The sequence below is a fragment of the Desulfosarcina sp. genome (genome assembly GCF_055467485.1).
On record NZ_JBUOIV010000006.1, the window covers coordinates 58,790 to 74,219 of the forward strand.

Annotated in this window: 12 protein-coding genes; 9 read left to right on the plus strand and 3 right to left on the minus strand. The window is 59.4% G+C overall.

Annotation, left to right across the window (positions count from 1 at the left end; translation table 11 throughout):
• The first annotated feature begins 45 nt into the window (after nucleotides 1–45).
• Entirely contained in the window at nucleotides 46–978 is a 933-nt protein-coding gene (locus tag ACZCED_RS04795; protein WP_462970907.1) for a DMT family transporter, read from the plus strand.
• On the opposite strand, the gene ACZCED_RS04800 is transcribed toward ACZCED_RS04795, so the two are convergent.
• Entirely contained in the window at nucleotides 975–1,949 is a 975-nt protein-coding gene (locus ACZCED_RS04800) for a 4Fe-4S dicluster domain-containing protein (RefSeq protein ID WP_464860318.1), read from the minus strand. The genes ACZCED_RS04795 and ACZCED_RS04800 overlap by 4 nt on opposite strands.
• Nucleotides 1,950–2,082: 133 nt before the next feature.
• Between ACZCED_RS04800 and ACZCED_RS04805 the strand changes: the two genes are divergently transcribed.
• On the plus strand, nucleotides 2,083–2,547 hold the full coding sequence (locus ACZCED_RS04805) for a GNAT family N-acetyltransferase (protein ID WP_464860319.1): 465 nt from the start codon (nucleotides 2,083–2,085) through the stop codon (nucleotides 2,545–2,547).
• Between the two features lie 28 nt (nucleotides 2,548–2,575).
• Here the strand turns inward: ACZCED_RS04805 and ACZCED_RS04810 are convergent, their stop codons facing one another.
• Nucleotides 2,576–3,427 (minus strand): tetratricopeptide repeat protein, encoded by an 852-nt coding sequence (locus ACZCED_RS04810; RefSeq protein ID WP_462970904.1) that lies wholly within the window; start codon nucleotides 3,425–3,427, stop codon nucleotides 2,576–2,578.
• 56 nt (nucleotides 3,428–3,483) lie between these two features.
• Complete coding sequence (locus tag ACZCED_RS04815) at nucleotides 3,484–4,245, minus strand: GntR family transcriptional regulator (RefSeq protein ID WP_464860320.1); 762 nt, start codon at nucleotides 4,243–4,245, stop codon at nucleotides 3,484–3,486.
• Between the two features lie 195 nt (nucleotides 4,246–4,440).
• Between ACZCED_RS04815 and ACZCED_RS04820 the strand changes: the two genes are divergently transcribed.
• From ACZCED_RS04820 to ACZCED_RS04850, 7 genes are all read left to right on the plus strand, one after another.
• On the plus strand, nucleotides 4,441–6,483 hold the full coding sequence (locus ACZCED_RS04820; RefSeq protein ID WP_464860321.1) for a urocanate hydratase: 2,043 nt from the start codon (nucleotides 4,441–4,443) through the stop codon (nucleotides 6,481–6,483).
• Nucleotides 6,480–8,033: a histidine ammonia-lyase gene (gene hutH, locus ACZCED_RS04825; RefSeq protein WP_462970901.1), complete on the plus strand. Its 1,554-nt coding sequence runs from the start codon at nucleotides 6,480–6,482 to the stop codon at nucleotides 8,031–8,033. The genes ACZCED_RS04820 and hutH overlap by 4 nt, the downstream gene beginning before the upstream one ends.
• A gap of 78 nt (nucleotides 8,034–8,111) precedes the next feature.
• Entirely contained in the window at nucleotides 8,112–8,936 is an 825-nt protein-coding gene (ygiD, locus tag ACZCED_RS04830; protein WP_462970900.1) for a 4,5-DOPA-extradiol-dioxygenase, read from the plus strand.
• A 154-nt stretch (nucleotides 8,937–9,090) separates the two neighbouring features.
• Nucleotides 9,091–9,501, plus strand: coding sequence for a DUF2177 family protein (locus tag ACZCED_RS04835; protein ID WP_462970899.1), 411 nt, complete (start codon nucleotides 9,091–9,093; stop codon nucleotides 9,499–9,501).
• A gap of 478 nt (nucleotides 9,502–9,979) precedes the next feature.
• Nucleotides 9,980–10,801 (plus strand): ATP-grasp domain-containing protein, encoded by an 822-nt coding sequence (locus ACZCED_RS04840; RefSeq protein WP_462970898.1) that lies wholly within the window; start codon nucleotides 9,980–9,982, stop codon nucleotides 10,799–10,801.
• A gap of 368 nt (nucleotides 10,802–11,169) precedes the next feature.
• Nucleotides 11,170–12,963 carry a CPBP family intramembrane glutamic endopeptidase gene (locus ACZCED_RS04845; RefSeq protein WP_462970897.1) on the plus strand — a complete coding sequence of 598 codons (1,794 nt, stop codon included), beginning with the start codon at nucleotides 11,170–11,172 and terminating at the stop codon, nucleotides 12,961–12,963.
• A gap of 217 nt (nucleotides 12,964–13,180) precedes the next feature.
• Entirely contained in the window at nucleotides 13,181–15,352 is a 2,172-nt protein-coding gene (locus ACZCED_RS04850; RefSeq protein ID WP_464860322.1) for a penicillin acylase family protein, read from the plus strand.
• Nucleotides 15,353–15,430: the final 78 nt, after the last annotated feature.

A 15,430-nucleotide genomic window follows, 5' to 3' on the forward strand; every position in this document is an offset into this window, starting at 1 on the left:
GACAATAAAGGCAACCCATGGATTATGATTGAAAACGGTGGTGATATGAGAAATGGCCCGATGATCCGGGTTCTCAACAGACCCGGCGGACTGCTGGTGACCGATCCGGGAAGGATCCTTCCCGTGGCCGCACTTTTTACGGCGGTAGGTTTATGGGGCGGCTCATTTGCCGCCATGCGCCTGTGCGTGCAGGCAATGAGCCCCTGGTCGGTCATGTGGCTGCGCATGGCAATTGCCCTGGTGGTGATCCTGCCTTTTGCCGGGCGCTTGAAAACCGACGCGTATCGCAAGGGGGACTGGAAATTGCTCCTGCCCATGGTTCTTTTCCAGCCCTGCCTCTACTTCCTGCTTGAATCCAATGCCCTGCGTTTTACCACCTCATCCCAGGCCGGCGTCATCAGCGCATCCGTACCGCTGATGGTGGCCATCGGCGCGTGGATGATGCTTGCCGAACCGCTGAAAAGAAAAACCCTTGTGGGTCTCTTCCTGTCGGTTTGCGGCGTTGCCGTACTCAGCCTTTCCGGCAGTCCGGATGACACTGCGGTCAAACCGCTGCTGGGCAATCTGCTGGAGCTGGGTGCCATGGCCTGCGCCGCGGTGAACATGGTCATGGTCAAGCGGTTGTGTGACCGCTACAATCCCTGGCTGCTCACTGCACTTCAGGTGTTCGCCGGTACCGTTTTTTTCTCACCCGGGTTGGTGTTGTTGCTCCGGGAAGCGCGTGTCGGTTGGACACCCCCCCTGGTTTTCTCTATCGTCTTCCTGGGTGCTGTGGTGACATTGGGCGCGTTTGGTCTGTACAACTGGGGCATGAGCCGCATACCGGCATCCAAGGCATCGGTGTTCATCAACCTGGTGCCGGTGACGGCTGTGGCCATCGGCTGGATGGTCATGGGTGAGTCGTTGAGCGGGCTCCAAGGTGTGGCGGCGGCGGCGGTCATCATCGGTGTCGGGATCAGCCAGAGAAGGACCCGCTAAGCGTAATACGCCTCGAGCACCGACTCCCTGGTTTTCTGCATGTGAATGGCCTCCTGGGGGCAGCCGGTGGCGCAGACTCCGCAACCGCGGCACCGTGTTGTCTCGATGGTGGGCGGCGATAGTGGCATTCCTTTTTTCTTTTTTTCCTGGACGATGGCATCAAAGGGGCAACGTCGCACACAGCGTCCGCAGCCATTGCACGGTTCCGTTGACAAATCAGCCAGATAGCGGCTCAGTGGCCAGGTTTTCGCCGCATCGAGTTCCCTGGCCAGTTGGTGGGGGAAGCAGCAGTCATTGCAGCAGTTGCACAGGGCGCCATCCAGCCGGCCCTGGCTGTCCACGGCCAGTTCGGCGCTCTGCATGAGGCCTTTCCGGTTGGCCTCCTCGACGACGGACAGGGCCCGTTCCCGTGAGATCTCCCAACCGATGCCGCGCGCGTTGGAAAAACGGATGCAGGTCAACTGCGGCAGGCTGCATCCGCGCATCATGGCCCTGCAGTTGCACGGCCACAGGTAGAAATGGTCGATGTGCGCAAACAGGCGGGCCACTTCTTCCAGCAGCAGGTATTCGGGGCAGGCATCGACCGTGGGTCTCGGCCGGCCGGCCTTGAGCGACGCCACCGTGCCGCGGTGTCTCGCCGTGTAGTAAGCCAACTCCCATCGGTTCAACCGGTCTTTGATATCATCCGGCAGGTCCTGCCATCCTTCGAAAAGGGCCCAGCTTTCAAAGCGCACATGGAACTCCGCCGGGGCGATTCGGCCGTCGTCCATTCGCCGCACCACCCCGCGCCGCCAGGCACGCTCGAGAAAACGGTCGCTTGGTTCAGATCCAAGCTGCTGGCGGATTTCATCGGCCGTCATGGCCTTTCCCTTCAGGCGGGACAGCAGCTCAATTTCCAACGTCGTGTAAAACCGGGTGATCCAGGGTTCGAGAAATACCGGCATTCCACAGATGTCCAACAATTCGGTCATGGTTGTTGCGGCTCCGTTTCTGATGGTAGAAAAAATCGGGGACAGGCTGAAATCAGGCACCCTTCAATTGGCTTTCCTTTTAGCACAATCCATAATAAACTGTCACTTCAACGGCCACCGACGGATATCCACCATGATCGAAATTATACAGGCGACAACCCCATCCCAGATCCAGGTCATTCGCGATCTCTTTCGCGAATACGAGGCGTTTCTCCAGGTGGATCTCTGCTTTCAGCACTTCGAGGAGGAACTGGCAGGCCTGCCCGGCAAGTACGCTGCGCCCCGGGGCGTCCTGCTGCTGGCATCGGCACACGGAGAGACGGCCGGGTGCGTGGCCATGCGGCCACTGGAAGGGAACGTGTGCGAGATGAAACGGCTTTTTGTCCGACCCGCCTATCTGGGGCAGGGCATCGGCAAAAAACTGGCCCAAACCGTCATGGAATACGCCCGCGCCGCCGGGTATGCGCGGATGCGTCTGGATACGCTGGAAAAGCTGGGGACGGCGCGCTCCCTGTATGCCGCCTTGGGTTATCAACCGTGTCGGCCCTATTATGAGAATCCCCTCCCCGGCGTCGTATACCTGGAGCGGGTGCTGTGAAGAACGATCGCAGACCGAGCCGGTTATCCTACTTGTTGGCCTTTTCGTATCGGCGTCGGCCGGCCTCCCGCGCCGCCTGAACGTCCTGTCGGCAGATGTCGGCCTTGCGGCCGGACCAGAACATGGCCTCTTCCAGGTCCTTGCCGTAAACCCCGCACCACATCAGGCCGGACATGGCCCCGGTACCCGCCGGATTGATCCTGAGTGCAGTGAGAAATGCACGCTTGGCCGCCTGGTAGTCCTTGTTGCGGTAAAGTGCCCAGCCGTGAAGATCATGGGCCATGAACGATTCCGGTGCCTCGGCAACCGCCTTTTCAAACGGTGACGCGTCTAAAGCACCCTCGCCCCCGTAGGCCGAATAGATGTAGAACCCTTCCAAGGCCCGACCCACGGCATCCAAGCCTTTACGGCCGATGGCTTCGGGCCACAGCGCTGCCTCGACCTGCGCTGGCGGCATCGGCCGGCCCATGGATTCCAGCGCCTTCATCAAGCGGCTGCGAAAACCGATCAGCCCGTCGTCGATGGATATCGGCAGATCCACAGGCGTATGGCGGCTATCCGGTGCTTGTCCGTCGAAAAAGTGAACGGCTACCGATGGGTCCGAAAAGTTGCCGTGGAGCCACAGGCGTACCTGCTGAGACCGGCTGACCTGAAGCAGATCCAAGTTGTCGGCCGCATCGCGGCAGTAACGCTCGAAGGCCGCCTGTTCCGGAAAGATCTTTTTCACCCGCCAGCCGAACCACATTTCCTTGAGGCCGGTGTGCAGGGCCAGGACGTTTCCCGCAAGAAAATGAAGAGCCAGGCCGGTGCCGTTGAACGGATGACCGTTCTCGGCGCGAAAAGGCAGCACGATGCATTGGTCTGTGGGTGACTGAACCATGGGAAACCTCCTTTTTAGTCTGTCTACCACATCCATCGAACCATTGAAATAGTGGGTCAATGGCCGAATCCGGTGCCGGGGGGCGGAGCGGTGCGGCCGGGGGAGAAGCTGTCTTCAAAGGCCAGTTCGCCGAGTATGAAATACTCCACGCACGTGACGGGAGTGTCGTGGGTATAGGTGGTGCGAAGAATATGAAAGGCCGGGTGGCCGGCCGACACCTCCAGGTAGGCGGCGGTTTCGTCGTCGAGAGTTTCGGCGGTAATGCGTTGCCACACCCGGGACAGCGGAAGGTCCAGGCGGTCCACCAGCAGTTCGTGGATGGAAATCCGTTCCAAGTCTTCGAACAGGATACTGCCGCACAGGTCTCCGCGTAAGTGGCGGATCTCGTAGCGCACCGGCTTGCCGTCAAAGCAGTGAAGGCGCCGAACCAGAATGGTCATTCCGCTGTAGACCATGCGCCTGGCAACCATCGGAGGGGGGGTTTCCAGCGACCTCAATTCGAGAACCCGGGTGGTGTAGGCCACCTCAAGGGTTTGCGCATGGCGCCGGGAGGGCTGAACGACAAAATAGCCCATGGCCGGATCCGGCTTCTTGACATAGGTCCCCTTGCCCCGGATGCGCTCCACCAGCCCTTCGGCTTCCAGTTCCACCAGAGCCTTGCGGGCCGTCATCCGGCTGACCCCGAAGGTTGCCGCCAGCTGGTTTTCCGAAGGGAGCGTGTCGGTAAAGCGCTTGGCGCGCATGCCCTGGATCAACTGCTGCTTGATGAACAGGCACTTGGATGTGGCCGGCGGTCGGGATGGCGCTCGAGGTATCATCGTTGTATAGTGAACTCGATCTGTTCTTTCAAAAATCAGGATACATACACTAAACTCAATGCAATCGATTCTGCGTTTTTATCCCATTATTCATAATGATTGTCCATATTTTTCTTGACAGCCAGGTTGCTTCATTTTATGGCTCAAGATATAAATGTATATACAAGTTACCCGTTTTTAAAACGAGGAGTTGCCATGCCGCCCCGTACCGATGTCTCCGCTGCCATGAACATTCATCTGGACGGCCCGTTGCCGCAGATACCCGATTTCCGCCCCGGCGTTCGCCGTGCACCGGACCGGGGTTTCCGGCTCAGCCGGAGCCAGACCGCAGTGGCCCTGAAAAATGCCCTGCGGTACGTGCCCGTCGACCATCACGCCGCGCTGATTCCCGAATTTCTGACGGAATTGAAAACCCGCGGGCGCATCTACGGCTATCGCTTCCGTCCCCACGGCGACATCCGGGCCCTGCCCATCGAGCACTATCGGGGCAACTGCCTGGCCGGCCGCGCCTTCCAGCTGATGATGGACAACAACCTGGATCTCGACGTGGCCCTTTATCCATACGAACTGGTCACCTACGGTGAGACCGGCAGCGTCTGCCAGAACTGGATGCAGTTCCGTCTGATCAAAAAATACCTCCAGGCGCTCACCGACCACCAGACGCTGGTGGTCCAGTCCGGCCACCCCCTGGGGCTGTTCCGCTCCGGACCGGAAAATCCCCGGGCCATCATCACCAACGGTCTGATGGTGGGGCTTTATGACAATCCGGACGACTGGGAGATCGCTGCCCAGATGGGTGTTTCGTCCTACGGCCAGATGACCGCCGGCGGATGGATGTACATCGGCCCCCAGGGCATCGTCCACGGCACTTACAATACTCTCCTGGGAGCCGGCCGCAAGATGTGTGGCGTGCCGGCTGACGGCGATCTTTCCGGCCTGCTGTTTGTCTCCTCGGGGCTGGGAGGCATGAGCGGCGCCCAGCCCAAGGCCGCCGAGATCGCCCGGGCCGTGTCCGTAATTGCCGAGGTGGACGGATCACGCATAGAGACCCGCCACCGGCAGGGGTGGGTGAACATGGTTTCCGCCGACCTGGCCGAAATTTTCAAAGCGGCCCTTAAGGCCAGAAAAGAAAAGCGCGTTCTCTCCATCGCCTACCACGGCAACGTGGTGGATCTGCTGCAATACATGGTGGACCATGACATTCCCGTTGACCTGCTTTCGGATCAGACCTCCTGCCATGTGGTCTACGACGGCGGCTATTGCCCCCAGGGGGTCAGTTTCGAGGAGCGCACCCGCCTGCTGGCCGAGGATCGTCAGTCGTTTCGCCGGTTGGTGGATGCCAGCCTCAACACGCACATGGCGCTCATCCGGACGCTGGCCCAACGGGGCACCTATTTTTTCGACTACGGCAACGCCTTCTTGAAAGCCGTCTTCGACGCCGGGGTCACGGATGTGGCCCGCAACGGCAAGGATGTGAAGGACGGCTTTGTGTTCCCCTCCTATTTCGAGGACATCATGGGGCCCATCTTCGACTACGGCTACGGGCCCTTCCGCTGGGTCTGCCTCAGCGGGGACCCGCAGGACCTCGAAAAAACCGATCGGGCGGCCATGGCCTGCATCGACCCCGACCGCCGTCCCGAGGATCGCGATAATTACGTGTGGATCCGCGATGCCGGCAAAAACCGGCTGGTGGTGGGCAGCCAGGCCAGAATCCTCTACCAGGATGCACAGGGACGCATGCAGATCGCCCTGGCTTTCAATGCCATGGTGAGAAACAAGGAGGTGGGCCCCATCATGCTGGGTCGTGACCACCACGATCCCGGCGGCACCGATTCGCCTTTCCGGGAGACCGCCAACATCACCGACGGCAGCAATGTGACCGCCGACATGGCCACCCATTGCTTTGCGGGAAACGCCGCCCGGGGCATGTCCCTGGTGGCGCTGCACAACGGCGGGGGCACCGGGATCGGCAAGGCCATCAACGGCGGATTCGGCCTGGTCCTGGACGGCAGCCGGCGGGTGGACGGCATCATTCGTTCGGCCATGAACTGGGATGTCATGGGCGGTGTCGCCCGGCGCAACTGGGCCGGGAATCCCAATGCCATCGGCGTGGCGGCCGCCTACAACCGGGACAATGACAACGGCGACCAGATCACACTCCCCTTCCTGGCTGACGATGATGCGGTAGATGCGGCGGTGGATGCGTTGTTTGCCAATAAACATGGAGAGGATCAATGACCATAGAACCATTGCTTCTGGATAAAGAGAGCATAACGATCGATGACCTGGTGGCGGTGGCCCGATCGACCCGCGAGGTCGGCGTGTCAGCAGCCGGAGAAGGACGGGTCGCCAGAACCAGCGCCTTGATCGAGCGCTGGGTGAAGGAAAAAAGGGTGATTTACGGCATCACCACCGGGTTCGGCGCCCTGTGCAACGTCATCATCTCCGAGAAAGACACGCGCCGGCTTCAGGAGAATATTCTGATGAGCCATGCCGCCGGCGTGGGCGACCCGCTGCCCGAACCGGTGGTCCGGGCCATCATGGCCCTTCGGGTCCACGACCTGTGCCTGGGCTATTCCGGATGCCGCATGGAGACCATTCGATACCTGCTGGCTTTTCTCAATCACGGGGTGACGCCGGTGGTGCCGGAGAAAGGCTCGGTGGGGGCCAGCGGCGATCTGGCGCCCACGGCCCACCTGGGCCTGGTGTTGATTGGCAAAGGCGAGGCATTTTACCGGGGAAGCCGCATTTCCGGTGCGGCGGCACTGGATCAGATCGGGCTGGTCCCGCTGGCCCTTGCCGCGGGAGAGGGGCTGGCCCTGATCAACGGCACCCAGGTGATGACCGCCATCGGTGCCCTGGTGGTGAACGACGCGGTGCGCCTGTCCAAAATGGCCGACATCGCCTGCGCCATGACCCTCGAGGTGCTCATGGGCTCCAACAGCGAGTTTGACCCGCGCATCCACCAGGTTCGTCCCCATCCGGGTCAGTTGGTCACCGCGGAAAACATGCTGCGTCTGACCGAGGCCAGCGAGATCATTACTTCACACGAAGGCTGCGCCCGGGTCCAGGATGCCTACACGCTGCGTTGCGCGCCCCAGATCCATGGGGCCAGCAAAGATGCGGTGGCCCACGCCCGACGGGTCATCGACATCGAGATCAATTCAACCACCACCAACCCGCTGATATTTCCGGATACCGAGGAGGTGCGGCTGGGCGGCAATTTCCACGGCCAGCCCGTGGCCATGGCCGCCGACTATCTCTCCATGGGGCTGGCGGAGTTGGGCAGCGTTTCCGAGCGTCGCATCGAACGGCTGGTCAACCCGCAACTCAGCGAACTGCCCGCCTTTCTGATCAAACAGGGAGGAATCAACTCCGGCTTCATGATCGGTCAGTATGCCGCCGCCGCCCTGGTGTCGGAAAACAAGGTGCTGGCCCACCCGGCCTGCGTGGACTCCATCCCCACCTCCGCCAACAAGGAGGACCACGTGAGCATGGGCACCATCGCCATTCGCCAGAGCCGGGAAATTCTCAGCAACGTCGAAAGTGTCATCGCCATCGAACTGCTCTGCGCGGCACAGGCCTATGACCTGCTCACCGAAACGCGTAAGTTGACAGCCGGCAAGGGCACCCGTGAAGCCTACCGGGTGATCCGGAATCACGTGCCCTACATGGATCAGGACCGGGAGCTGTACAAGGACATGGAAACCATGCTAAACGTATTGCGATCCGGCGAGATCCTCGATGCGGTGGAGGCGGCGGTGGGACGGATCAAGGTTGTGGGATGACAGATAGGTGAATCGGGTTTTAGGCAGAAGACCATTGTCGCAGAGACCACACACCGCAAACCGTTTCAGGCGATGCCGATGACCGCTGACCTCTCCTCTATTGTTGCAGCGTTGAAGGCAGGATCGAAAACCGGGACCATGCCGGTCCTGTTCGTCGGCCACGGCAACCCCATGAATGCCATCCAGGACACGGCCTTCAGCACCGCCTGGGATTCACTGGGCCCACGATTACCGAGGCCTGAAGCCATCCTGTGCATCTCCGCCCACTGGCTGACACCCGGGGAAACCCGGGTGAGCGTGACCGCCCGGCCCGAAACCATCCACGACTTCAGCGGCTTCCCCTACCCCCTCTTCGAGAAGCGCTATCCTGCAGCCGGCGCCCCGGACAAGGCACGCCAGGTCCTGGACACGGTCGACGCCCGCCGGATCATTGCCGACGACGGTTGGGGTCTGGACCACGGCGCCTGGTCGGTCCTCTGCCGCATGTTTCCCAGCGCCGACGTTCCCGTCTTCCAGCTGAGTCTGGACTACCAGATGGCTCTGCGGGATCACTACCGGTTGGCCCGCCAGTTGAAACCATTGAGAAAACAGGGCGTTCTGATCATGGGCAGCGGCAACCTGGTCCACAATCTGAAGGCCATGCGCGTCGATGGTCCTCCCTATGACTGGGCGGTGGAATTTGACCACAAGATAGCCGAATTCATCGAGCGGGGCGAAGACATGGCGGTCGTCGACTTTCAAAATCTGGCTGGGCTGGCAACACGCGCACACCCGACCTGGGACCATTTTCTGCCGCTGGTCTACGCCCTCGCCCAGCGGGACGAAGCGGATCACGTACATTTTTTCAATGTGGGGTTCGATCTGGCGTCCATCTCCATGCGCTCGCTGATCTTGTGCAACTGAGAGCCGCTGTCGGCCAGCCCGGGGGGATCGACTTAACCAGAGCAATGCGGTCCGCTGGATGGGGCCAGGACAATCGGTCCCCCCGTAGGCGGAAAACGCATGTTTTCTTCAGAGGCCAGGTACGGTCCGCCAGCCACCCTACTGGGAGTCAATCATGAACGCACTGTTCCATATCAAGCTTTATCTGCTCACGGTCCCCATCTTTTTTCTCATCGACATCGTCTGGCTGGGATACCTGGGGCGCAGTTTCTACAAAAAACAGATCGGTTTTATTCTCAGCGACCAGGTCAACTGGGCGGCGGCCGTCGCGTTTTACCTGATCTATATCGTCGGCATTCTGGTAGTTGCCGTGCTGCCGGCCCTGGCCCAGGAATCCATCAGGCGGGCCGTCGTGTGGGGCGCCCTGTTCGGCTTTTTCACCTACGCCACCTATGACCTGACCAACATGGCCACCATCAAGGGGTGGCCCCTGGCCATGGTGGTCGTGGACATCCTGTGGGGAACGCTTTTATGCACCCTCGTGGCAGCCGGCAGTTTTTATGCTGGGCGCTGGCTGGCTGGCTGAACATGCTGCGCTGCTTCCTGAATCCTGGAACGGCAAATGCCTGCCCGCTATTCTCCCGCCGCCAGTTCCGCTGACAGCGCCTGTATCGGCAATCGCGATCGATTACCCGAAAAGTCCAGGAGCCGGCCCGTCGTCCGCAGCATGGTGCTCAACTCACGCAGAATTCTTTGCCGTTCGCTTGGTTCGGGGCCCGATGAGGCCGCACCGGCTTATCCGTCGGTCTCATTCGACAACCGCGCATTGATGGTTTTCAGCGCAGCCAAAAATCCCACCGCCAAGGTTCCCCGGCAGCGCCCGTTGCCCTTGGCAAGGATCTGCGCGTTGGGCGCCCCTTGCACCTCGATCGTGCAATCTGCCCGATACCACTTCCAAAATGGCCTTTCCAATTATTTTAAAAGCTGATAGATAGCTCCGATTTTGGTCTGGCTGCACCGGCCGAATCCATATTTTACGCATTGAAGCGAGCTCAATCACCCTGATGAACCTGATATCGTTCGACCCCTTGCGCACCATGAACCTTCCCGGCATCTGCACCGTCAAGCCGGAGCACTTTTTCAAGAAGATAGACCAGGTCAAGGCAGCAGACTGGATCCTGTTTCCCGAATACTGGCAGATCAACGCCCTGGTATTCGGACTCAAGCGGCGGATCTTTCCCAGTCTGGCATCCTATCTGCTGGGACACGACAAGGTGGAGATGACCCGCGGTTTTCTGTCCGTGGCACCGGCCCATGTACCCGAAACCCTGATCCTTTCCGTTTCACCGGGCAATGCCGATGCGGTATGGGAGCGGATGACGATCCCATTTGTGGCCAAGTTCCCCAGAAGCAGCATGGGCAGCGGGGTTTTTCTTATCCAAAACCGCGAGGACTGGCGACGTTATCTGGAACAGACCCCGGTTATTTATGCGCAGGAATACCTGCCCATTGACCGGGACCTGCGCATCGTCACCGTGGGATACCGAATTATGGGCGGGTTCTGGCGGCTTCAGTCGGACCGGGCTTTTCACAACAACCTTTCCCAGGGCGGACGGATCGACTTCAGCCCGATTCCTGATGCAGCTGTTGAACTGGTGGCCCGACTGGCCAAGGGATTGGAAATCAATCATGGTGGTTTTGATATCGCCATGGTGGGCGGGCATCCCTATGTGCTGGAATTCAACCGCCTGTTCGGCAGCAACAGCCTCAACCTGAATCGGGATCGGATCAGCCGCACCATTTTAGAGACGCTGGCGGCGGACGCTGACATCCGCGGTCCCGATACACCCTTGACCCCCAGGCCGACGCTTCCCAAGGCGGCGTGACCGTGCCGATCGTTAAGCAGGCCGGGCCATCTGCATCCATCGGTATGGGAAACCCGAAGGATCCCTAAAGAAGTAAAGATGTGTTCATGGATGAGAATGATGCCTGGACACCTCGACAAGACCGCCGCAAAACAACCCCTTTGAATTTTGACCGCTGCGATCCATGGGGCCTATGGCTACTGACCAACCTAACGAAACAATTAATATAATTAAATATTCCAGAAAGATAGTTATACTTTACAGGAGGTTTTCGCCGGGAAGGCGGACCATTAACCTGTTGACCCTCTCGGCGCTGATTGTTATGAATGGGTAGCTCTCTCTCGACTCGCACCAGTTGGCTTTATCTTAGCGCAGGATTATTTCCATAAATGGAAGATACCGATCAATCGCCCTTTGTGCTGGAAAGCGCTCCCCTCAAGCAGGATGCCACCGGGCACGTTTTTCCTGATCGTTATGCGATCAAAGAGGCGGGAACAGACCGGGCGTTGACCTGCTTTGAAGCACCTAACCTGCAGGTCATCATCAAGGCGGGCCTGACCGTTACCGCCTCGGCTGCACGCAAAGCTCCTCCGGGCACAATTTATCTGGACGGTGTCGCCCAGGCGGAACCCTTTCTGGATCACGATAAAAAAGTCTACAATCTGGATCATCATGAGGGCTGCGTCCGTACCTTCACCCTGGCCACCTGCGAGCAGGCCCTGATCATGTGTGTCAAGGGGCTTGACCTTCGGGACCGTGAATGGAAAATTTTTGCCAACGAACCGGACCTTGACACCATCCTGTCCATCTGGATCATTCTCAATCATCAGCGAATCAACAACCGGGACGCCATCCACCGGCGCTCCCTGTTCGCGCTGGTCAGGCTGGAAGGGATTATCGATGCCCTTGGTTTAGAGCTCAGGGAACTCAGCGGCCTGCCGGCCGATCTGCTCCAGAAATTGATGCGGGTCATCGACCGCCTGCGCATGGAAGAACTGGAACTGAAGAAAGCCGGCGAGTGGTCCAAAACCGATTTCCTGGCTTATACCGTCGGTGTGCTGCGCAAGTTGGATCAGTTTCTGATCAAGTTGGGGGAGTTGGATGACTTCAAGGGTGTCGAGGAACTCGCCCGAATCGAGCTGACCAACAATCGCATCGCCGTGGTAGTGGCTTCGGATCTTGGTATCTACGAACTGGAACCCCACCTGAACAAGCTCTACGGCAATCGCCTGGGATGGGTAGCCCTCAGCAGGGGTAAAAACGACTACACCCTCAGGCAGATGGACCTGTTCATGCCGGTAAACCTGGAGGATGTGTATCAGCGGTTGAATTTCATGGACCCGGCGGTCAAGGGTCGCATCAACGTCAGCCGCTGGGGCGGATCCGGAGATATTGGCGGATCGCCCCGGGACAGCGGCACCCGGCTGTTACCCGGAGAGATTGTTTCGGCCTGCCGCGATGTCATCGAAAAGCGAAGCGATATTCGCCATATAAAACGGTTTTTATCCAGCGCCGCAATTTCAATGTTGATCGTCGTCGCCGCCATTGCCACCGCTCAGAACTGGGAGCCGGCCCGATGGCTGGACCGGGAAGCGCTCGGCGAGGTTTTCCGCAGCCCGCTCGTCGGGTTCCACACCGCGCTCTTGGTGTTTACCTTCATCATGCTCGGCATCGTGGCTCTGCGCCGGCCATGGCAGTTCGGGATGATGCTGCCCGCTGGCAAAGACTGGTGGCGCCTGCTGCCCATAGCCATCATCTGCGGATTCACCGGTGACATCCTGGTGCCCGACGAGATGATTTTTGCCGCCGACCCCGTTGCTGCCTGGACGATTGCTCTGGTCCTGATCCCCCTTTCCCTGGAACTGCTGTTCAGGAGTCTGGTGCACGGCATGATGGCCCAGCTGGCAACGATCCAGGACTGTGAAAGCCGGTGGTTCTTCTCCGGCCCCACCATCGGATCGGCGCTGCTGTATGCAGCCACCATCGGTTCCCAGATGGCAATGATGGCCGACCATCCCATGGCAATCCTGACCAACGGCCTCCTGATCAAGTATGTAACGGTGGCCGCCATATTCGGCATGGCCGCGGCAATGATCCGGGAACGGTCGCACAGCATCCTGCCGGCCTGGCTGTTTCACGCCGCAGCCGTGGCGACGTCGCTTTTGGCCTATGGACCGGCTTGACAGAGACTGAAGCACCGGCGCCACCCCACCGCGGCAAGGGGCAGACGCATTTTTCGGTTCGCGCACCTCGACCATATCCTCTCCTGTTTGAAACCACACCCGCCACCGATCGATCGAGGCGAGTTGACAGCCGGCGTCAGATGGTTGGATGCATGGCCGCCATGAACGATTCCGCAGGCTGGGTCCATTACCGATTCTTTTATCAGGAGTCATCGCGATGAAGTTGAAAAAGACCCCCGTTGACCTGGACGGTAACGACGGGAACATCCATATTCTGAGAAATGATCACGGCATCCCGGAGATCACCGCCAGAACAATCCCCGATCTGATGAGGGGGTTGGGGTGGATCCATGCCAACGACCGCCAGATGCAGACCCTGCTCACCCGCATTCTCCTCCAGGGCCGTGCCGCCGAACTGCTCAAGGCCGATGAAGGCCTGATCGCCATCGACGCCTACATGCGCCGGATGAATTTTCTCCCGGATCCAGAGGAGCAGGTCGCCCGGATTGGACCCGACACCCGCAAGGCCCTGGATGCCTATGTGAGCGGTTTCAACGACTGGATGGAAGAGAACGGGCCTGTTTTTGAATTCAAACTGATGGGGTATCGCCACCCCGAACCCTATGCAGTGGCGGATTGTCTGCGACTGGCCAAAGTATTCGGATTTTTAGGCCTGGCCGACATCCAGGCCAACATGGAAAAATTTCTTGTGGAGATGATCCGCAAAGGGCTGCCGGAAGAGAAATTGATCGAGCTTTTTCCCTATCTCACAGATTCCATTGACAAGGCCTTGATTGACCAGGTTACCCTCTCTCCCCCCCTGGTGCCGGAAGCGGTAGAATGGCTCAACCGGCTTCCCCGTTTCAACGCCTCCAACAACTGGGCCGTGTCCGGCCGCCACACCAGTTCCGGCTTTCCAGTCATGTGCGGGGATCCCCACCTGGAAGTCAACCGCCTGCCCAATGTCTGGCAGGAGGTCGTCCTCCGGCGCCCCCGCAACACCTTGAAGGGGGTCAGTATTCCCGGCGTCCCCGGACTGATTATCGGCCGAAACAACCACCTGGCATGGAGCGCCACCTATGCCTACATGGATATGCTGGATTACCGGATCGAACGGTGCCGGGGCGGCAGCTATTTCCGAAAAGACGGCTGGAAGGCCTTTACGGTCCGTGAGGAAGAGATCAAGGTGAAAACCAAGCCATCCATGCGGATCACCATCTATGAAAACGAAAACGGACTGCTGGAAGGCGACCCCCATACGGAAGGTCACTATCTGGTGATGGGATGGTCGGCGGCCCGGGGATGCGGGGCAGAGGTCTTTGACACCCTGATGAAGATGATGGACACCCGGAACGTGGAAACGGCCATGGCACTGTATCGCCAGGTGGAAGCCGTGGCCATGAACTGGGTCTTTGCCGATGTCCAGGGAAACATCGGTTATCAGATGAGCGGCCGCCATTTCAACCGGTCTGAGCAAATCAGCGGATTACTTCCCCATGCGGGATGGGATGAACGATTTAACCCCAAAGGATTTAACGATCCCGAAGATTTGCCCAATGTGCTCAATCCTCCGGAGGGCATCATCGCCACGGCCAATCAGGACCTTAATTATCTGGGACGTTCCAATCCCATCAACCTGGCCATGGGACCCTACCGGGCGGACCGCATCGTTCAATTGCTGGAAAGCGGCGACGAACTCGATGTGGCCTACATGAAGGACATTCACTACGACCTGTATTCCCTGCAGGCGGAGCGGCTGATGAAAATCATCGGCCCGCTGCTGCCGGACACGGAAAACGGCCGGACCCTGAAGGCGTGGGATATGCGCTACCATGCCGACTCGAAAGGGGCCATGTTGTTCGAGTGCGTATATCGGGCCATTATCGACGTGGTGTTCGGCGACCACGGTTTCGGACGCCAGGTCGTGGACCACATTTTCTCGGAAACCAGCCTGTTCAACGACTATTACGCCAACTTCGACCGTATCCTGGAGAAGCAATCGTCGGCCTGGTTCGACGGGCAACCCAGAGAAGCGCTCTTCAGGCAGGGAATCGACGCGGGCCTGAAAGTCGAACCGGTGGCATACGGGAGCACCCGATCGATCACCCTGGCCCACCTGCTCTTCGGCGGCCGGTTGCCGAAATTCCTGGGTTTCGACTACGGCCCCATCAATCTGCCCGGATGCCGGGCCACGATCCCCCAGGGACAGATTTTTAATAATGCCGGTCGATTGACCACATTTAGCCCCGGCTACCGCTTCATCGCCGATCTGGGCACGGATGAGATCCACACCAACCTGGCCGGCGGCCCATCGGACAGACGGTTTTCCCGGTGGTATGTCAGTGACCTCAAAAACTGGTATGAAGGAAATTACAAAGTACTGCGTTGAAGCCGCGGTGTCGGCATTTCCGCCGGCGGCTGAGAATGGCCGGCCGATTGGGCTGGAAATTTTGCGAAGGATGGGCGA